The 20302-nt window shown below is 40.2% G+C and carries 19 protein-coding genes; 16 read left to right on the top strand and 3 right to left on the bottom strand.

From position 1 onward, the window contains the following. From VOI17_RS16620 to VOI17_RS16565, 12 genes are all read left to right on the top strand, one after another. Entirely contained in the window at positions 1–1152 is a 1152-nt protein-coding gene (locus tag VOI17_RS16620) for a DUF4221 family protein (RefSeq protein ID WP_068418634.1), read from the top strand. Positions 1153–1162: 10 nt separating this feature from the next. Next, on the top strand, positions 1163–1435 hold the full coding sequence (locus tag VOI17_RS16615) for a hypothetical protein (protein WP_323758352.1): 273 nt from the start codon (positions 1163–1165) through the stop codon (positions 1433–1435). Between the two features lie 10 nt (positions 1436–1445). After that, a complete protein-coding gene (locus tag VOI17_RS16610; protein ID WP_323758351.1) occupies positions 1446–2603 on the top strand; it encodes a DUF4221 family protein in 1158 nt (385 codons plus the stop codon). Further along, positions 2600–3049, top strand: a complete 450-nt coding sequence (locus tag VOI17_RS16605) for a hypothetical protein (RefSeq protein ID WP_323758350.1) — start codon at positions 2600–2602, stop codon at positions 3047–3049. The genes VOI17_RS16610 and VOI17_RS16605 overlap by 4 nt, the downstream gene beginning before the upstream one ends. A gap of 137 nt (positions 3050–3186) precedes the next feature. Further along, positions 3187–3822 carry a 30S ribosomal protein S16 gene (locus VOI17_RS16600; protein WP_323758349.1) on the top strand — a complete coding sequence of 212 codons (636 nt, stop codon included), beginning with the start codon at positions 3187–3189 and terminating at the stop codon, positions 3820–3822. 11 nt (positions 3823–3833) lie between these two features. Continuing rightward, entirely contained in the window at positions 3834–4367 is a 534-nt protein-coding gene (rimM, locus tag VOI17_RS16595; protein WP_323758348.1) for a ribosome maturation factor RimM, read from the top strand. 2 nt (positions 4368–4369) lie between these two features. Beyond that, positions 4370–5047 (top strand): tRNA (guanosine(37)-N1)-methyltransferase TrmD, encoded by a 678-nt coding sequence (trmD, locus tag VOI17_RS16590; RefSeq protein ID WP_323758347.1) that lies wholly within the window; start codon positions 4370–4372, stop codon positions 5045–5047. An 86-nt stretch (positions 5048–5133) separates the two neighbouring features. After that, positions 5134–5493: a 50S ribosomal protein L19 gene (gene rplS / locus VOI17_RS16585; protein WP_323758346.1), complete on the top strand. Its 360-nt coding sequence runs from the start codon at positions 5134–5136 to the stop codon at positions 5491–5493. A gap of 134 nt (positions 5494–5627) precedes the next feature. Then, positions 5628–6395 carry a diaminopimelate epimerase gene (dapF, locus tag VOI17_RS16580; RefSeq protein ID WP_323758345.1) on the top strand — a complete coding sequence of 256 codons (768 nt, stop codon included), beginning with the start codon at positions 5628–5630 and terminating at the stop codon, positions 6393–6395. A gap of 69 nt (positions 6396–6464) precedes the next feature. After that, the gene (gene secA, locus VOI17_RS16575; protein ID WP_323758344.1) at positions 6465–9818 is read left to right on the top strand and encodes a preprotein translocase subunit SecA; all 3354 of its coding nucleotides are present in this window, start codon (positions 6465–6467) and stop codon (positions 9816–9818) included. Further along, positions 9811–10335, top strand: coding sequence for a hypothetical protein (locus VOI17_RS16570; protein WP_323758343.1), 525 nt, complete (start codon positions 9811–9813; stop codon positions 10333–10335). Before secA ends, VOI17_RS16570 begins: the two co-directional genes overlap by 8 nt. Then, on the top strand, positions 10332–11528 hold the full coding sequence (locus tag VOI17_RS16565) for a M20 family metallopeptidase (RefSeq protein ID WP_323758342.1): 1197 nt from the start codon (positions 10332–10334) through the stop codon (positions 11526–11528). The genes VOI17_RS16570 and VOI17_RS16565 overlap by 4 nt, the downstream gene beginning before the upstream one ends. Positions 11529–11585: 57 nt before the next feature. Here VOI17_RS16565 and sucD read toward each other — a convergent pair whose 3' ends face one another. Continuing rightward, on the bottom strand, positions 11586–12461 hold the full coding sequence (sucD, locus tag VOI17_RS16560; protein WP_323758341.1) for a succinate--CoA ligase subunit alpha: 876 nt from the start codon (positions 12459–12461) through the stop codon (positions 11586–11588). A gap of 420 nt (positions 12462–12881) precedes the next feature. Between sucD and VOI17_RS16555 the strand changes: the two genes are divergently transcribed. Next, on the top strand, positions 12882–14333 hold the full coding sequence (locus tag VOI17_RS16555) for a DASS family sodium-coupled anion symporter (RefSeq protein ID WP_323758340.1): 1452 nt from the start codon (positions 12882–12884) through the stop codon (positions 14331–14333). Further along, positions 14326–15063 (top strand): nitroreductase family protein, encoded by a 738-nt coding sequence (locus VOI17_RS16550; RefSeq protein ID WP_323758339.1) that lies wholly within the window; start codon positions 14326–14328, stop codon positions 15061–15063. Before VOI17_RS16555 ends, VOI17_RS16550 begins: the two co-directional genes overlap by 8 nt. A 9-nt stretch (positions 15064–15072) precedes the next feature. On the opposite strand, the gene VOI17_RS16545 is transcribed toward VOI17_RS16550, so the two are convergent. Together VOI17_RS16545 and VOI17_RS16540 are read right to left on the bottom strand one after the other, a co-directional pair. Then, the gene (locus tag VOI17_RS16545) at positions 15073–16125 is read right to left on the bottom strand and encodes a WD40/YVTN/BNR-like repeat-containing protein (RefSeq protein ID WP_323758338.1); all 1053 of its coding nucleotides are present in this window, start codon (positions 16123–16125) and stop codon (positions 15073–15075) included. After that, on the bottom strand, positions 16122–16925 hold the full coding sequence (locus VOI17_RS16540; protein ID WP_323758337.1) for a hypothetical protein: 804 nt from the start codon (positions 16923–16925) through the stop codon (positions 16122–16124). Before VOI17_RS16540 ends, VOI17_RS16545 begins: the two co-directional genes overlap by 4 nt. A 194-nt stretch (positions 16926–17119) precedes the next feature. Here VOI17_RS16540 and VOI17_RS16535 point away from each other — a divergent pair, with 194 nt between their 5' ends. Together VOI17_RS16535 and VOI17_RS16530 are read left to right on the top strand one after the other, a co-directional pair. Further along, positions 17120–17458, top strand: coding sequence for a PadR family transcriptional regulator (locus VOI17_RS16535; RefSeq protein ID WP_323758336.1), 339 nt, complete (start codon positions 17120–17122; stop codon positions 17456–17458). After that, positions 17452–20085, top strand: a complete 2634-nt coding sequence (locus VOI17_RS16530) for an ABC transporter permease (protein ID WP_323758335.1) — start codon at positions 17452–17454, stop codon at positions 20083–20085. The genes VOI17_RS16535 and VOI17_RS16530 overlap by 7 nt, the downstream gene beginning before the upstream one ends. Positions 20086–20302: the final 217 nt, after the last annotated feature.

The following is a 20302-nucleotide window of genomic DNA, read 5'->3' as shown; positions in this document are numbered from 1 at the left end:
ATGCGATATTTCACTGTTGTTATAATTGCTGTAGTTCAACAGCTGATGATTGTTAATGGTGGTGTGGCTCAAAGCAAAAAGCTCACATTATTGTTGGATAACGTGACAACCACGCCAGATGCAGCTAGTGAGGGGGTGTATAAATATCTTGACAACGAGTTATTTTACTTGAATTCTATCTCACGTGAAATCAAAGTTTTTGATTATAAGACAGGTGAAACATTGAGATCAATACCATTGGGTAAAAATGGGCCAGATTTTGTTGGTCCAGAACCCTATACTTTTCAGTTGATTTCAAAGGATTCAATTTTAGTGTATTCCAATTTTTTCAATTATCAGATATCTCTGATTAACGGAGAGGGAAGGGTTTTGAGTAAATACGAGACAATAGCAAAGAATAAGACTGGGGAAGAAATGGTTAACGGAATATTAGCCGATGGCCCTAGTAATATGGTGGTTCAGAATCATAAGATTTATGCGCTCAAAACAATTCTTATGAAAGAGCCATTGCTGGATTATTCACCTTTGGTAGAGATTGATCTTAGATCAAAGGAGGTCAAGGTGCTAGACGAGCCGAAACAATATAATTCGGGGATGTATGAACGGATAATAAATATCATGCAGATTATACAGGGGGATATAGTATATAATGATAAGCGGGGAGCACTTGTATTGAGCTATCCCTTGGACCATTCTGTATATGTTTCTGATGACGGATTCCGTTCAATGAGGAAAATCCCTGTAAAGACTAAGTATTTTGATGAGTTTAAGTTAATGAGCCGTCCTTCAAAGGAACTAGCGCCAAGCCAAGTTACAGAGCAAGGTCTTAATGTTTTGAGGCTGTCAGGGCAGTACCTTGAATTGCATTACGACCCCTACCGATCGCTGTATTATAGGGTAGCCCGCATACCCTATACGGAAAAGGTGTATAAAGAATATAAAAGTGGGGTGAGGTCAAGGTTGCCCCCTAGGCTTCATTCGGTCATGGTGCTCGATGAAGACTTCAATATTCTTTCGGAGAAGACTTATATGGTTAAGGATTATATGTTCAGATCAGGCGTGTTTGTGGGGCCTGAGGGACTTTGGGTTTTAAAGCCCTTAGGTAACAATGAAGATGAAATGATTTTTGAGCTTTTAGATTTAGATTATTAAAACAGAAATTATGAAAACAAGAATGAAAGTGATTTTAGCCCTCACATTTGTGAGTGTTACGGCAATGGCCACAATGTTTCGTGTACCTATTGAGATGTGGTGCATGACAGTTCCTGAGACAGAAAATGGAGGTGTCTGTACGAATATGGGAATTAAGGTTATTGATGGTGATCCTGAAGGCAATGAAGCTACTGTAATGTGGTGTGACTTGGATGTTCCACATGGGGCTCCAGGTGTTACATTTGATTGTTTGGGTAATGCAATGGTGCCTGTTTATAGATAGGTGATTAGGGATGCTAAAAGCAATTAAGTCTGTCTTTATTACATCGTTGTTTTTATGGAGCCTGTCTGGGTTGGCCCAAAAATCTCAAGTCGCTGTGATAAGTGAGTTAAACCTTGCCTTGGATAACGAAACAGCTCCCCCAAATTCAATGGGGAGCTCATTTCAGTATTGTGAGGATAGAAAAGCAATCGCTTATTTTAATAGACTGACCAAGGCCATTAAGTACTTTGATGCTAAAACAGGTAAAGGGGTAGGACAAACCCAATTTGCAAAACAGGGGCCGGATGATATAGGGCCAGACCCCTACTATTTCTATTACCACAATAGGGATTCTATTTTTGTGCTGAGCAGGGGAACGAACTTCAGTATGTCTCTTATGAACTCAGAAGGTGAAAAGCTCAATAACTTTCATTATTCAAGTGATGATTATAGTAAGATGCGTTACCCTAAAGCGTCCACTCTTTTTGGAAGCCTAGTGGTCAGGCCTCCTTTTGTCTACATCGGTTTAGAGATATCTGATCAGGGGTCACAAAATACCATGGCTCCTATTATTAAACTGAATATGGATACAGATACTTTTAACTATTTAGCTGATCCATTACCTTATCAAAACATAGACCTTCAGACCACTGTATGGAATAACTTCTATTATTTTTACAACAGTAGGGTTGCTGAAAACACAAAAAATGGAGATTTGATTGTGAGCTATCCTTTAGATCATAATGTGTACAGAATTCGGGGTAATAGTACAGAGAAACTTGATGGTAAAAGTGAAGCTATTGGTGATTTCCATTTTCTAAAGAGAAAAAGACGGGTAACGTATGATCCTAACAACATAGATGTCCAATCAATTGGTTCTAGTAGTGCTTGGTACTATGGTGTGATATACAATCCTTACCTCGATCAATATTATCGAATTGGTATGGTTGAACAAGGGAAAGATACTTATAAGAGGCGTTTGGCAGGAGAGGAGGTTTATGATCCAGTTCAATACTCTGTAACCATTTATGATTCTGAATTCCACAAAATTGCAGATGGGATAATCCCAGGAGGGGAGGTTTTGTTTGATAGAGGAATTTTCGTAACTCCAGATGGGCTTTGCGGCCCGCAACACAGCTTAAAGGGTGAGGATATAATGGGCATTTCAATAATAGGGTTAAAAAAATGAAGCGAGTAATTATCTATTGTTTTGTGATGCTTCTCGGTTTGCAGAGTTGTAAGCGTAAATTGGAAATTGACTACAAACCTTTGTTTGAGGAGGCTTCGATAACATTGAATGATGAAAGATTTGTGCTGGTAATCCCTCAAAATGGCTGCTCAAACTGTGTGAAGAAGTCCTATGATTTCATGTTGCCTCGCTATAATTCACCCCTAATTAAATATGTTTTCACCAATTACGGTTCGAAAAAAGGAATCAGGGTTAGGCTTAAAGTGTTAGGCGAAGAGGACACTTCTGAAATAGGGTTTATAGAGTTGTCTGTTGCATTAGACCATGGGCTTTCTCATATGTACCCTTCATTGTTAGAAATTGATAAGGATGGAAAAGCAAAAGTTACTTTTATGAATGCCGAAGATGGTTCTGATTGGGAGTGGCTCGAGAAGCAAGTGGAATAAGGTTGATCTATTCTTTTATAAGTCAGTCTTTTTGAATCGTTTTATTATTAAAATATTACCCGTACATTTGCAGTCCATTTTTGAGACGTGATCTCAAAGATTAGAGGACGTGATCCTCGCTAAACTTTAAAAGTTAAATGGCAGTAAAAATCAGATTGGCCCGTAGAGGTCGCAAGAAACAAGCGATTTACGATGTAGTTATCGCAGACGCAAGAGCACCACGTGATGGTCGCTTTATTGAAAAAATTGGTATTTATAACCCAAACACAGACCCAGCTACTATCAAAATTGATAATGAGAAGGCGTTTAAGTGGGTTATGGATGGAGCGCAGCCTACAGATACTGTAAAGGCAATGCTTTCTTACCGAGGAGTTCTTTTAAGAAAACACCTTCAAATTGGTGTGATCAAAGGAGCGATCACTCAAGAAGAAGCTGATAAAAAATATCAAGCTTGGTTAGACGGTAAAGAATCTCAGATCACTGGTAAAGTGGAGCAATTAGCAAAAGCAAAAGATGACGCTAAGAAAGCGAAGTTAGAAGCAGAAGCTAAAGTGAACACTGCTAGAGCTGAAGCTATTGCTGCTAGAAAAGCTGAGGCGGAAGCTGCTAATGCACCTGCTGTTGAAGAAGCTCCTGAAGAGGAAGCTGCTCCAGAAGCTAGCACGGAAGTAGAAGTTGCTCCAGTGGCTGAAGAAGCACCTGCTGCACCTGTAGCTGAAGAAGCTCCAGCTGTTGAAGAAGCACCTGCTGCTGAAGAGAAAAAAGAAGATTAATCTATTCGGTCATGACGGTTGAAGATTGTTACCAATTAGGGTATATCGTTAAACCGCACGGCTTAAAGGGTGAGGTTCAAGTCTTGTTAGACGTGGACTATCCTGAGGAATATAAAACATTGGAATCAGTTTTTGTCCAACAAGGGCAACAACTGGTTCCTTTTTTTATTACAGCCGTCTCCTTAAATGGAGATAAAGCCATTATCGCTTTTGAAGACACCAACTCTCTAGAGCTGGCACAGACCTTAAAGGGTTGTGCGCTTTATTTGCCTTTATCTACTTTGCCTGAACGTGAAGAAGGAGATTTCTACTTCCATGAGCTAGTGGGTTTCGATTTAATCGATGTCAACACGGGTGATTCGGTGGGTGAGGTGGAGAATGTGTTTGAGGCTGGTCCGCAAACCTTGCTGTCGGTAAAGCATAAAACCTCTAAGGAAGTTTTGATTCCGCTCACAGATGAGTTGGTAAAGGAAATAGACAAAGAGAATAATCAAATTCATATGTTTATTCCCGAAGGCTTGGTGGATGTTTACTTAGAAGATTAATCATGAGGATAGACATCATCACATTGCTGCCACGATTACTAGATAGTCCTTTTTCGCACTCTATTTTAAAAAGAGCGCAGGATAAAGGCCTGGCGGAAGTGGTGGTGCATGACCTGCGTGAATTCTCAACCAGCAAGCAACGTCAACTTGACGATTATGCTTATGGTGGAGGTGCTGGCATGGTAATGATGATTGAACCGATTGACCTATGTATTTCCAAGCTAAAGTCTGAGCGAGACTATGATGAAGTCATTTACATGACTCCTGATGGGGAGCTGCTCAATCAAGGTATGGCGAATGAGCTTTCCTTAAAAGGGAATCTTATTTTACTGTGTGGTCATTATAAGGGAGTAGACGAAAGAGTAAGAGAGCATTTCATTACTAGAGAAATCAGTATTGGAGATTATGTGCTTTCTGGAGGTGAGTTAGCGGCAGCTGTGGTAGCAGATTCTATTATTAGATTGCTTCCCGGGGTACTGTCTGATGAAACCTCAGCTTTGACCGACTCTTTTCAGGATGATTTAGTGGCTCCGCCAGTCTATACACGGCCAGCAGAGTATAAGGGAATGGAAGTGCCAGAAGTGCTTTTGTCAGGCCATCAGGCCAAGATTGAAGAGTGGAGGTATGAAAAATCCGTAGCGCGAACTAGGGCAAGGCGACCTGGAATGCTAGATGAATAAAAAATTATTGACAGCCTGCTTGTTACAAAAACATTTTCCATATATTTGCAGTCCGATTTTAGACGAGGCTGTTAGAGATAGAAATCATGAGTGATCTTATCAAATTTATAGAACAAGAAAACAACGAAGTAAGAACTTCGATGCCACAGTTCAATCCAGGTGACACTATCAACGTGCACGTAAAGATTAAAGAAGGTGGTAAAGAGAGAATTCAGCAGTTCCAAGGAACTGTAATTCAAAGAAAAAATTCTGGCACGAACGGTGAGACTTTCACTGTAAGAAAAATTTCTAACGGTGTTGGTGTTGAAAGAGTGTTTCCACTTCTTTCACCAAATGTCGATAAAATCGAAGTGCTTAGAAAAGGTAAAGTAAGAAGAGCTAAATTATTCTACTTAAGAGGTAGACATGGTAAGGCTGCTAGAATTAAAGAGAAATTGGCTAAATAGTCATTCCTTTAGAAAGAATTTAAAACCTCCATTTGGAGGTTTTTTTTATGCCTGAACTTTTTTCTGCGCCAATATGTCACTTTTTTAATTGAGGCGCATTTATTGTTCCTTTGCCCACCAAATAAGTATTCAAGGTGATTCAATTTCATAAATATCAAGGTACTGGCAACGATTTCGTGATGATCGACAATCGTGATTTAAAATTTGACAAATCCGACCTTCTGCTTATTGCAACATTGTGCGATCGTAGGTTTGGTATTGGGGCAGATGGTGTCATTCTTATTGAGAATCACCCTGAGCTCGACTTCGAAATGATCTACTATAATCCTGATGGATCACAGAGTTTATGTGGTAACGGAAGCCGTTGTGCTGTGATGTTTGCCAGAAGTTTGGGTATTATTCAAGATGATACTGAGTTTTTAGCGATCGATGGGCCTCATGAAGCTTTTATAGCAGAAGGAGATGTTCATTTGCTAATGAATGATGTTGCTGAACACGAATTGATCGGAGACGACTTTTTGATTAATACGGGTTCTCCTCATTACATAAAGTATATCCCTAATGCACACGATATAGATGTAGTGCAAACGGGAAGAGAGATTCGTTATTCAGATCGCTTTAAAGAAGAAGGGGTGAATGTCAATTTTATTGAAGAATGCCCTAACAACTCACTTGCTATTAGGACGTATGAGAGAGGGGTTGAAAACGAGACTTTGTCTTGTGGTACTGGTTGTACCGCTGCGGCTTTGTCTTTCGCGCTTAAGGGTGCCGAATCTCCAATCAGGCTTAATGCAGTTGGTGGAGAACTTCAAGTTTCTTTTAACCAAGAGGATAACATTTTTAAGGACATCTATTTAATAGGTCCTGCTGAAAAAGTATTTGAAGGAGTAATTGAGCTGTGAATATAAATCAAGCTTATGTTTACTTTTTCTATACAAGAAATTAACTTTAGACCATATTAAAAATACAGTATGAGTTTTTTAACAAAGGGGCTGGCAAAGGTTTTTGGATCAAAGTCAGATCGCGATATAAAAGAGGTAAAGCCTTATGTTGACCTGATTAACAAAGCGTATGCCGAATTGAGCAACATCTCTGATGAGGCTTTGAGGGGGAAGACCCAAGAAATTAAAGGGAGGATTAAAGACTTCCTAAAAGAAATTGATAGTGAGCTTGAAGCGCTTCATCATAGAGTTGATAGTGAGGAAGGTCTCGAAATCGCTCAAAAAGAAAGCATTTTTGAGGAAATAGATAAGCTAGAGGAGAGGCGTGATGAAGAACTTGAGAAAGTGCTTATGGACGTGCTTCCCGATGCTTTTGCAGTAGTAAAGGAAACGGCAAGAAGGTTAAAAGAAGTAGGTAAACTTGAAGTGCAAGCCACTTTGCACGATAGGCAAATAGCAGCCATAGGGCCTCAAGTAGAAATTGTTGGCGATACCGCGATTTGGAAGAACAAATGGTTAGCAGCAGGCACTGAGGTGACTTGGGAAATGCTTCACTACGATGTTCAGTTGATTGGTGGAATTGTATTGCACCAAGGTAAAATTGCTGAGATGGCTACTGGTGAAGGTAAAACCCTTGTGGCTACACTACCAGCTTACCTGAATGCTTTGGCAGAAAGAGGCGTGCATGTTATTACTGTGAACGACTACTTAGCAAAACGAGATTCTGAGTGGATGGCACCGCTATTCCAGTTCCATGGTCTTACCATTGACTGTATCGATAAGCACCAACCTAACTCTGAAGAAAGAAGACAAGCCTATCGTTCTGATATTACTTACGGAACCAATAATGAATTTGGCTTCGATTACCTGCGTGACAACATGGCCCGAGAAGCCAAAGAACTTGTGCAGCGCAAGCACCATTATGCCATGGTCGATGAAGTCGATTCAGTATTAATTGATGAAGCTAGAACTCCATTGATCATTTCTGGGCCTATCCCTAAAGGAGATGAGCACGAGTTTCATGAATTAAAGCCGCGTGTTACTAAATTGGTAGACGCTCAAAAGAAGCTTTGTTCTCAGTACCTGAACGATGCTAAAAGACTAATCAAAGAAGGCAACGAAGACGAAGGTGGATTGGCTTTATTTAGAGCTTTCCGTGGTCTGCCGAAGTATAAGCCATTGATTAAATTCCTCAGTGAAACAGGAATGAAGATGGTGATGCAGAAAACAGAAAATTTCTATCTGCAAGACAACCAAAAGAATATGCCTAAGGCAGATGAACCGCTTTACTTTACTATTGATGAAAAGACGAACGCAGTAAATCTCACAGAAAAAGGAACGGACTTAATTACTGGAGAAGGAGAAGATCCGACCTTCTTTATCATGACTGATATTGGCGAAGTAGTAGCCAGAATGGAGAAGGATGACACTTTAAGTGATGAGGATAAACTCAAACAAAAAGAAGAAGCCATTCAAGATTATTCTGTAAAAGGCCAAAGAATTCATACGGTAAACCAACTACTGAAAGCTTATACCATGTTTGAAAAGGATACGGAATATATCCTTGAAGGTGGTAAAGTGAAAATTGTAGACGAGCAAACCGGTAGGGTAATGGACGGCCGTAGATATTCTGACGGACTGCACCAAGCCATTGAAGCAAAGGAAAATGTGAAGGTGGAAGACGCCACACAAACCTATGCTACTATTACTTTGCAGAACTACTTCAGAATGTACCACAAGTTGGCGGGTATGACGGGTACTGCAGAAACAGAAGCAGGAGAGTTTTGGGAAATCTATAAACTGGATACGGTGGTCATTCCTACCAACCGACCAATTGCTAGAGATGATAGAGAAGATAAAGTATATAAAACGGTAAGAGAGAAATTTAATGCCGTAGTCGATGAGATTGTTGAGCTTACTGCCGAAGGAAGACCAGTACTTGTAGGTACTACTTCTGTAGAAATTTCTGAAGTTTTGAGCAGAATGCTTCATCTTAAAAAGATTGAGCACCAAGTATTGAACGCGAAACAACATGCTAGAGAAGCGGATGTAGTGGCTGTGGCCGGTAGACCGGGAACTGTTACCATTGCTACTAACATGGCTGGTCGTGGAACGGATATTAAGCTGGCGCCAGAATCTAAGGCTGCTGGTGGTCTTGCCATTATTGGTACAGAAAGACACGAATCAAGACGTGTTGACCGTCAGTTGAGAGGTAGAGCGGGTCGTCAAGGAGATGCGGGTTCTTCTCAATTCTTTGTTTCATTAGAAGACAACTTGATGAGGCTTTTTGGCTCGGACAGAGTGGCCAAGCTAATGGATAGAATGGGTTTGAAGGAAGGTGAAATGATTCAGCACTCCATGATTTCCAAATCTATTGAAAGAGCACAACGTAAAGTTGAAGAAAATAACTTTGGTACGAGAAAGCGACTTTTGGAGTACGATGATATCATGAACCAACAGCGTTCTGTAATCTACGAGCGAAGAAAGAATGCTTTGATGGGTGAGCGTTTGCAGTTAGATATCATGAACATGATGTACGATACTTGCGAAGACATCATCAACAATACAAAACCGACCAACGATTTTGATGGCTTTAAGCTGAGTTGTATAGGTACTTTGGGTATGGATACAAGAATTAACCATGACCAATACACTCAATCAGATGTGAACACACTCATTAACGATCTTTACGAAGAGGTTTATGCAGACTATAATAGAAAGAACAAGTCGATAGCAGAAAAAACATTGCCATTGTTGAAGCATATTCAGCAAGAAAAGGGTGCAACAGTTGAAAATATCCTTCTTCCATTTATGGATGGGAAAAGACAAATTGGAGTAGCTGTAAACCTGAATAAAACAATAGAAACTGATAACGCTGAGTTGATCAAAGCCATGGAGAAATCGATTACATTAGCTGTAATTGACCAAACATGGAAAGAGCACTTGCGTGACATGGATGACTTGAAACAATCGGTGCAGAATGCTGTTTATGAGCAAAAAGATCCACTTTTGATCTATAAATTTGAAGCCTTCCAATTGTTCAAAGCGTTCCTTTCTAAAGTAAACGAAGAAACTATTTCCTTCCTTACCAAAGCCGATATTCCTCAACAGGCACCTGATAGAGTGCAAGAGGCAAGAAGCCGAGGAAGTCAGCAAAAGCTGAATGAAAGCAAAGAAGAATCTAAATCTGCTTTGGCTGGAAGGCAGGATACTAGAAACAGACCTCCGGTTGAAAAAATTGCTCCGATTAAGTCTGAAAAGATTTATGGAAGAAATGACCGAGTAAATGTTCAGTACCAAGACGGAACGATCAAAACTGACGTTAAGTTTAAGCAAGTCGAAGAGGATATTCTGAGCAATAAATGCGTGGTAATTAATGAATAAGTTTGTTTCACATATACTGCTTTTGGCGGTTCTTCTACTGTCGGTTGGATGTACCAATCAAGCCATTCCTAAAAAGGATATGGAGGGAGATGATGTTGACTTGAGCTATTCTGATGATTTGTCGAAGTATCGACCAACAATAGAAACCAAATCAACTTCGATTGATACTGTGCAAACGGTGAACAACCAAGCCATTCGTTCGTCATATGAAATATCGAATAAAATGAATGTGGTGATGGACTCTATTGCTTCAAGGAATAATAAGTTGGCAACGCTTTCTGGTTATACCATCATGGTGTATTCAGGAACAAATCAAGTGGAGGCTGGTAGAGTAAGAAACCGTCTTTTTGATATTCTTCCAGCAATGGACGCCCAAATTCAGTATAAATTACCGACCTATTTTGTGAAGATTGGAGAATTCTATCAGCAGATAGAGGCGCAACCTTTGTATGAAAAAATAAGAAAGTATTACCCAGCCGCTACTGTTGTTCCAGAACAATTCAAACTTGCAAAATGAGTTTGCTGAATAAAGTAAAGAAATTGGCTTCTCAATATGCAGAAGACACTGTCAATATTCGCAGGCATATTCATGCCAATCCTGAATTGTCTTTCAAGGAATTTGAAACCGCAAAATACGTAGCCTCTGAGTTACGAAAATTAGGAATAGAACCGAAAGAAGGTGTGGCCGGAACTGGACTTACTGCATTAATTGAAGGCAAGAACCCTACATCAAGAACCGTGGCTTTGCGTGGCGACATGGACGCTTTGCCGATCACAGAACTTAGCGATATCCCTTACAAATCAAAGAATGTTGGTGTAATGCACGCCTGTGGTCATGATGTACATACTTCATGTCTCTTAGGCGCTGCGCGCATTTTGGTGCAGCTTAAAGATCAATTTGAAGGAACGGTGAAACTTGTCTTTCAGCCTGGTGAAGAAAAGAACCCCGGTGGTGCATCTTTAATGATCAAAGATGGAGCGCTGGAAAATCCAAAACCTAACTCTATGTTTGGACAGCATGTGATGCCCTATATTCCAACTGGAAAGGTTGGTTTTAGAGAGGGGCAGTACATGGCCAGTGCCGATGAAATATACCTGACTGTAAAAGGCAAAGGTGGTCATGCCGCGCTTCCAGATAAAGTGATTGATCCAATTCTAATTGCTTCTCATATAATTGTCGCGCTTCAGCAAGTAGTAAGCAGAAATGCCGACCCTAAAAAGCCAACTGTGCTTTCTTTCGGGCAAATAGAAGGAGGACATGCCCAGAATATCATTCCAGACGAAGTTAAAATCGGAGGGACTTTTAGGGCTTTAGACGAGGAATGGCGTTTTGAAGCACATAAAAAAATCAGAAGTATTGCTGAAGGACTTGCAGAGGCAATGGGAGGGAGTTGTGATGTGCTAATTGATGTTGGCTATCCTTTCTTGACCAATGATCCTCTAACAACGCAATCTGCCCGTGCCGCAGCGACCTTATATCTAGGAGCAGAGAACATTGTGGACTTGGATTTATGGATGGGCGCTGAAGACTTTGCTTACTACTCGCATGTTGTTCCTTCTTGTTTCTACCGTTTAGGGACAGGTAATCCAGAAAAAGGAACCACTTTGGGGGTGCATACGCCTAAATTCAATATTGATGAAGATGCGATTGAGCTCGGAATTGGTTTGATGGCTTGGATCGCCTTGAATCAACTTTCTTCTCCTCAATAAGACATGAAAAAGCCTCATCTCTGAGGCTTTATATTTTTTTCTAAAACTTATACTTTATTAACCTTTCAATAGCTCAGCCATTGTAGCTCCAATATCAGCTGGAGAGTTTACTACAACAATACCGCACTCTGCCATGATTTTCATTTTGGCTTCTGCAGTATCTTCAGCTCCACCAATGATTGCACCAGCGTGGCCCATTCTTCTTCCTGGAGGAGCTGTTTGGCCAGCAATAAATCCAACTACAGGTTTTTTGTTACCAGTAGATTTGATGTACTCAGCCGCTAGCGCTTCGTAGTTACCTCCAATTTCACCAATCATAACGATGGCATCAGTCTCTGGATCGTTCATTAAAAGCTCTACCGCTTCTTTAGTTGGGGTTCCAATAATTGGGTCACCACCAATTCCAATTGCAGTAGAAATTCCTAAACCAGCTTTCACTAATTGGTCAGCGGCTTCGTAGGTTAAAGTACCAGATTTAGAAACCAAACCTATTCTTCCCTTTTTGAAAATAAAGCCTGGCATGATGCCTACTTTAGCTTCACCCGGGGTAATTACACCCGGACAGTTAGGGCCAATCAAAGTGACATTTCTGCTTTTGATATATTCCTTGGCCATTACCATGTCCTTTACAGGAATTCCTTCAGTAATAGTGATGATCACAGAGATTCCAGCGTCAGCAGCTTCCATAATAGCATCAGCTGCAAAAGCTGGTGGAACAAAAATAATGGAAACGTCCGCACCTGTCGAAGTCACTGCATCTTCAACAGTATTAAACACAGGTTTGCCTAAGTGAAGTTGACCTCCTTTATTCGGAGTAACACCACCAACTACATTTGTACCATATTCAATCATTTGTTCAGCGTGGAAAGTACCTTCAGAACCGGTAAATCCTTGAACAATAATTTTAGAATCTTTATTAACTAAAACACTCATTACAGCGGGTTTAAATTTGTGGCAAAAATAGAACAATAAATGGCTAAGCCAAAGGATTAATTGGTGTAGATGTTCTGTTTGGCCGAATTACAATTCTCCCCATGATGTTGGAAATTTTTGTTAACCTTTTTTAACGAATTTTTATTCTGAATACTGAAACAATTTCCTTCAAATATCGGTATACCTACCCACAAGTGTTTTGATAGAAGAGTTTAGAAACAATATTTATCAGGTAAGAATATAGATTAAGGTTGATTATACATAGTTAGTTTTTAGTATTTTAAGGTTGATTAAGAAAAAGAGCTCGAGGTTGGAGCTCTTTTCTTTTTTCAGTACCTGTCAGAAATTGCATATTTGAATTGGGGTGGCTGAAAATCGCTCGATTAAAATACTATCTTAGTAGGTCATCCAAAATATAAAATGAGTACACCTGATTTTAAAGCCGCTAAAATTTTTGGGCTAATCGCTGGCCCCCTTGTCTTTTTTCTGATTCCGGCATTATCCCCTGACCTTTGGATATCTCCTGATGCGTGGAAAGTGGTTGGGATTGCTGCTTGGATGATTATTTGGTGGATTACCGAAGCAGCCCCTATTCCTGTTACTGCCTTACTCCCGATCGTTTTATTTCAGCTTACAGGAGTTTTTAACGCAAACGAAGCTACCGCACCTTATGCAAACCCCATCATATTCTTGTTCATGGCAGGTTTTATTTTGGGTTTGGGAATGGAGAAACATAACCTCCATAAACGAATTGCACTGAACCTGATTCGTTTTACAGGAACCAATCCAAATGGAATAATCTTGGGCTTTATGCTTACCACAGCCTTCCTTTCTATGTGGATTAGCAATACAGCCACAACTGTAATGATGCTCCCCATTGCACTTTCTATCACCAGTTTGCTGAATCTTGACAATACGGAAGACAAAGGGAAAAAGAGGTTTTCATTAGTACTCATGCTAGGTATTGCCTATGCGGCAAATATTGGAGGGACTGCAACCATCATTGGAACACCTCCCAACGTAGCTTGGGTAGGCTTTATGAGTGAAATGATGAATTATGAAGTGAGTTTTGCCCAGTACTTAAAGGTGGGGTTGCCTACTTGCTTAATCATGCTTACTATCACCTATTTTTTATTGACGAGGGTACTTTTCCCGAGCCGAATTAAGAATTTGGCTGACTCTTCTCAAATTATTGATGACCAAATTAAATCACTGGGGAAGATTAGCCGAGCAGAGAAGTTGGTGGCGCTCATATTTGTATCTACAGCTGTTGCATGGATCCTCCGAGGGAACTTGAACACTTGGTTTAATACCACATTGTTGAACGACACTTTAATAGGAATGATAGGAGCTATACTTATGTTTGCAACTCCTGTAAGTTTGAAAAGAGGAGAATTCCTGTTGGATTGGCAATACACCAAAAAATTACCTTGGGGAATTTTGTTGCTTTTTGGTGGAGGTCTCACTTTGGCTAAGGCAATGGAAACTACCGAAATTGTTCAGATTGTGGGTGAGGCTATAGCACAACAAGGGAATGTTAGTAGGTTGTTATTAGTTTTAGGTCTAAGTGCGTTTATGCTATTTATGACTGAAATTATGAGTAATGTGGCACTCGCAGTTATTTTTGTTCCAGTAGTTTTGGGGATTTCGCTAAGCTTAAATATTAATCCAATGTATCTTTCGTTGCCTGTAACTTTGGCGGCAAGTTATGCCTTTATGATGCCTATTTCTACCCCGCCAAATGCCATTGTTTTTTCTTCCGGAATGATCCCCATGAAGGAAATGATTCGAGCAGGCTTTATACTTAATATTGTGGCAATTCTTCTTTTGGCTATTTTATCAGAAACCTTGATTCCTTTAGTATATGGCTAAAATGAGTGAGCGTGCAGAAGTTTTTAATAGGATTGTTGATGAAAGAAGGTCAGTTAGGATTTACGACCAGCAGGCTGATTTTGATCCAGAAGCGGTTCAGCGAAGTATAGAAAGAGCAATACTTTCTCCTAATAGCAGCAATATGCAGCTCTGGGAGTTTTATAGAATTCGTTCTGAGGAAGCACGGGAGAAAATCAGTTGGATGTGCATGAATCAGAAAGCTGCTAAAACTGCCAGAGAGCTGGTCGTTTTTGTAGCGAGAAAGGACCTTTGGAGAACAAGGCAAAGGGCTTTGGTCAAAGAAATGAAGCAGGTTTATGGTGAGCCTAAAACTAAAGGGGCAAAAAGAGCACTCAACTATTACGAAAGCCTAATTCCTAAATATTACTACAACGACCCATTTGGTGTCTGGGGCTTTATTAAGAAATGCATCTATTTTTTTGTAGGTCTAAATAGGCCAATGGTAAGACACGGAAATGCCACTGATGTGCGCATCAGTGTTCATAAAAGTGCGGCCCTGGCTGCCCAAACTTTTATGCTCAGTATGAAAGCCGAAGGTTATGATACATGTCCTATGGAAGGGATGGATTCACTTAGGATCAAGAAATTCCTTAAACTTCCACGCAAAGCCGAAGTAACCATGGTAATTGGTTGTGGCCCAGCAGCTGAGGGAGGAATCTATTCAGAACGTTTTAGAATACCGAATGACGAAGTTATTTTTGAGGTTTAGCTCTTCGTTTTATTCTTTAAAACTTAATTTGGCTACTGAACCTCCTGGGCCAGAAGCATAGGCAGCTTTATTGTCTTTGGTTACGCTTACAGAATAATATTTACCTTCCATTGGTGCATAACCTTCCATTCCTTCTCTAAAGTAATCGGAGCTTTGTCTGCCTACGGCCAAAACCAAATCATTAAAAATAGCAACACCAGATCTATAGCCCTGTGGTTTTAAAGAAGCCATGACAGGAAACCATGATTTGCCTCGGTCTAAAGTATAGGCACTGTTAATTCGGGTGAGCGAATCTCCACGATAGTCACCGCCCACCATTAAGCCTTCATTTTCATTTTTAAAAGCGATGGAAAAAATTCCAGCAGTGGATTCACCTGACTGAAGTGGTGTAATAGTTTTCTCCCAAGTTTCTCCCATATCATATGAATAGAAAAGGCTTGCTTCATCTCCGCCTAGTCCGATGTACACATCAGACTCTCCATTTGTAATCATGCACGTGCCACTGGCGGCAAAACCGCCTTGCCCGTCTTTGGCAATCGGTCTTTGTTCGAAAGGAAGTTCTTGCCAAGTCTCTCCACCATCTTTGGTTTTCAGAATAAGCAATCGGCTATCTACCGCATCACCAAAAATGATTCCGTTTTGATCGTCCCAAAAGTCCATGGCATCATAAAAAGTGCCCTCTTTCATAGAAAGATATTTTTGCTGCCAGCTTTGGCCGCCATCCGTGGTTTTGTAGATAACAGCTGGTAATCCTGCGCTCAGCACGATGGCCGTGTTGGCATCAAAACCTTGAATATCTCTAAAGTCTATGGTGTCAGCTTCATCAATACTTACATCATTCCAAGTTTCTCCTCCGTTAATCGTTCTGAGTACGGTGCCTTTAGTGCCACTGGCCCAAGCTACATTTTCAGTTACGGCATTGAGCCCTCGTAAACTGGCCTTCGAACCAGAAGTTTGGGCTTGCCAATAAGGCGTGAGCGCTTTGCTTTCTTCTTCCTTTTTTTCTGAACTTCCGCATGAGAATAAAAAGAGAACGGGCAATAAGTAGATCAGTTTTTTCATGGTTTTTTCATTGCAGCCAAGTCTGGCTTTTCTTTCGACTTATACACTGAAGAAGGTAATTCATCAAACACCATAATATCGGTCAATTGACGTTCTCCACGATCTCCTGAAATTAAGATATTTCCCATCTGTTGGTAATTCTTGAAAGGAACATTGAAACCTTGTGATGTATCTGCAGCATTGCGGTAATAGGCCCACTGCTTAACCAAATGATCGGCCTTGTCTACCCATACCCAATAGCGGTTATTTGGTGTGTTACCCACACCTTCAAAAGTGAGTTCTAACTTATCCGACATTACGCCTTCGTTTGTAGCTTCTTCGCCTTTGTATTTTAAGGTTACACCAGAGTCTTTCAGTTTAAAAGGCATAAGCAGCCAGTATGAATCATTGATCCAAGCACCTTTACCTCTGCCAATCAGATTGTTCAACGTATCGGAATCGGTAATTTCCCTTCCGTCAATAAATGCTTTTCCAGTATTGTCATTAATGTTGATGAGGAACGTGGTGTTGCGCATATCAACACGAACATCTCCTGTCCATTTATCCCAGACTAAATCACGTGACCCAAAGAAATTCCATGCAATATGGCGGGTGTTATCCCAAGCTTTTCGTCCACCCATCGCTTCCATTACTTGATCGGCCACTTCAATGGCTTTAGCATCCGAACCTTCAACATTAAAGCCTTCTGCGGGAGGATTGCCATATTCGGCCTCAGTAGTTTCTTGCGTGCTACCGGAACCACAGCTTTGTATTAAACAGACAAAGAAGAACGAAAGGAATAATAAGGTCTTGGTTTTCATAAGGTTTTGATTTGTAAACTAAGGTAGTGGTGATAAATTAAAAAAACCATTGGTTTTCTATCGCATTTCATGAAAATCGAAAAATCATTAAAACTACATTTAGGAACTTTTATTTTTTTATCACGTAATTTAAAAACTACATTTAGGAAATTAATAACAAACCCTCTTGAGTTTGAGGGCAACAATTTTATAAAATGAAGAAATTTCAGCTCGGAGAATTTGAGGAAATCGTTTTGCTAACAGTGGGTGTCCTTTATGGAGAGGCTTACGGAGTGGCAATTAAAGGAGAAATTGAAACCCGATTAAAGAGAAAAATTTCGGTGGGAGCTTTACAATCGGCATTGCGCAGAATGGAAAAGAAAGGCTTTTTGATTTCTGAACTTGGAGAAACTACAAGTGAACGGGGAGGTAAGCGGAAACGCTATTTCAAAATTACAGCTTTGGGTAAAAAAGCCATAGACTATAACATAGAAACCCGCTTGGAGCTTAGAAGTCAGATTCCAGATATCGCATTTGATTTTAAACTATGCTAAAAAAACTTGGAGAATGGATTTTTTCATTCTACTGTCACCCTGATTTCCAAGAAGATATTTTGGGTGATTTGGAGGAGCATTACAGGTCAAACTTTAAGGAAGTAGGAAAAAGAAGAGCTGATTTGAAGTTCTTTTTAAATACGGTACTTCTTTTTAGGTTTTCGCTTCTTCGAGATACTTGGTTGAGTCATAACTTAATACATACAACAATGGTCAAAAACAACTTTAAGATGGCGTATCGCAGCATGATGCGTCAAAAATTCTACTCATTTCTCAACCTTACTGGGTTGGCAATTGGTATGGCAGCCTGTATCTTCATTGCGATCTTCGTAAAGGAAGAACTAAGCTTCGATAAACACTTTAAGGATTCGGAAAGGATTTTTAGAATTGCTTCAAATCTTAAATTTGGAGATAATGTTTTCAATCTTTCTTTTGCACCTGATCCTATGGCCAAAACGGTCAAAGAAGAATTTCCTGAAGTGGAGGAGGCCGCAAGAACGAGGGGTAATTCAACCCAATTAATATCCTATAATAATAACTACATCCGCCAAGATCATATCACCTGGGTCGATCAAGAGTTCTTTTCAATTTTTTCTATTCCGCTTTTAAGGGGAGATAGAAACCATTTGCTCGATGAGCCCAATACGGCAGTGCTTACTGAAACTACCGCCAAGAAAATTTTTGGGGAGGAAGACCCATTGAATAAAGTGATAAGGGTGAATGATGAATTGGACATTAAGATTACTGGCGTAATTGCGGACATTCCTGACAACACCCATTTTGACTATAATATGTTCATCACTATGCTGAATAGAGATGATGCCCGTAGAAATTCTTGGTTGAGCAATAATTTTACAACTTATCTAAAATTGAATTCGAAAGAGGTGAAGGAAGTGGTGGATGGTCGTTTTCCAGCTTTTCTGGAAAGGCATTTTGCCGATCAAGTAAAGCAAATGATGGGGGTGGACCTTAAGGACGCTGTGGCCAGTGGTAATTTGGCCGCTACCTATTATTTACAACCGATTGAAGATATCTACCTCTATTCCAACCTAGATTTTGAGCTCCGTTCTGGCGGTTCTATCGAAAATGTATATCTGTTCAGTATCATCGGCTTTTTTATACTGCTGATTGCCTGCATCAATTTCATGAACATGGCCACCGCAAAGGCTTCCATCAGGGCCAAAGAAGTGGGAGTAAGAAAGGTACTGGGTTCGTTAAAGGGGCAACTGATCAACCAATTCTTAACAGAATCTATCTTAAACAGTCTGATTTCGGCCATTGCCGCAATAGCCATTGTTACATTGCTTTTGCCCTATTTTAATCAACTTACCAATAAGGAAATAGTAAACCCCATTTTTAGCTTATACGGGCTCTGGCCTTATGTTGCTGTGGCCACGCTTATTGTTGGCTTATTGGCTGGAATTTACCCTGCATTTATTCTGTCCTCTTTTATGCCCTCAAAGGTTTTAAAGGGGGAGGTTACTCAAGGAAAAAGAGCAGGGTGGATGCGAAACATATTGGTGGTGGTACAATTTTCAACATCGATTTTTCTAATTATTGGCTCGGCATTTATCTATAGTCAATTGGATTATCTTCAGCATAAAGAACTGGGTTTTAATAAAGAACAAGTTTTAGTGATTAATGAAACCCAGCTTTTAGGTGATCAGATTCAGGTTTTTAAAACGGAGTTAGAAAGAAGCGCAGTAATCGAAAGTGCGACCATAAGCGATTTTATTCCTGCGACAAATACTTATAATGACTCTCCCTTTTTAAGTGAAAATGCTACAAGTGCAGATGAGGCGGTTTCACTACAAATTTGGTATGTGGATGAAGATTATGCTAAAACTTATGATTTGAAAATGGCAGACGGAAGGTTCTTTTCTAAAGAATTTGCCTCAGACTCTACGGCCATGGTGTTAAATGAAGCTGCCATTAAGCGATTTGGCTACTCAGAGAACCCAGTTGGAAGACAAATTAAATCGATGATGGAAGACGGACGGGCCTATACAATTGTAGGGGTGGCAAAAGATTTTCATTTCAGGTCTATGACCGAGGAAATTCAACCCCAAGTATTCTTTTTAGGCAATAGCACGGGCAGCGTTAGCGTAAAATTCAAAGCCAATATGACCAGCGATGTATTGGCGGCAAGTGAATCTATTTGGGATAAATTTAGTGGAGGGAAACCCTTTGAGTATGACTTTTTGGATGACATATTTGCCAACTCCTTTAATGATCAAATTAGGTTGAAAACCATTTTCTCAGTGTTTGCTGGACTGGCCATCAGTATTGCCTGTTTGGGCTTGTTTGGCTTAGCTGCTTATGTGACCGAACAGCGCAAAAAGGAGATCGGGATCAGAAAGGTTTTGGGTGCTTCGATGACTACTTTATTGGGTTTATTGTTTCGAAATTTCACTATCCTCATCCTTGTTTCTTCAATAATCGCCATTCCATTGGCTTGGGTATATATGGACGGCTGGCTCGCTGACTTCCCTTTTCGAATAGCGCTTAGCCCTATCATCTTTATTGTTTCTGCTGTCGGTACTTTGATTATTGCCTTACTTACAGTTGGGTATCAATCCATGAGGGCGGCCCGCAGAAACCCGGTGGAAAATCTAAGGTGTGAGTAAGTGAGTAAAGAGGTCTGACTCTGAAAATCACAAATGCCAGATCAACGTCTGGCATTTGTGATTAAATCAACTGAAGCAATTTAATACATTCTGATGATTAAAAACTCATGTCGGTTTGGAACGAAAAACTATGATATTTTTGGAATCAAATCCAAAATAAACATAATAATTTTGGAATACGGAGAGGAGCACCGTCCCCAGCTTTATGAAAACCAAA

Origin of the sequence: Roseivirga sp. (assembly GCF_034669765.1) — a bacterium.
Taxonomy (GTDB): domain Bacteria; phylum Bacteroidota; class Bacteroidia; order Cytophagales; family Cyclobacteriaceae; genus Roseivirga.
Note: the sequence above shows the minus strand (reverse complement) of the source record. Positions and strands in the feature narration are given on the sequence as shown.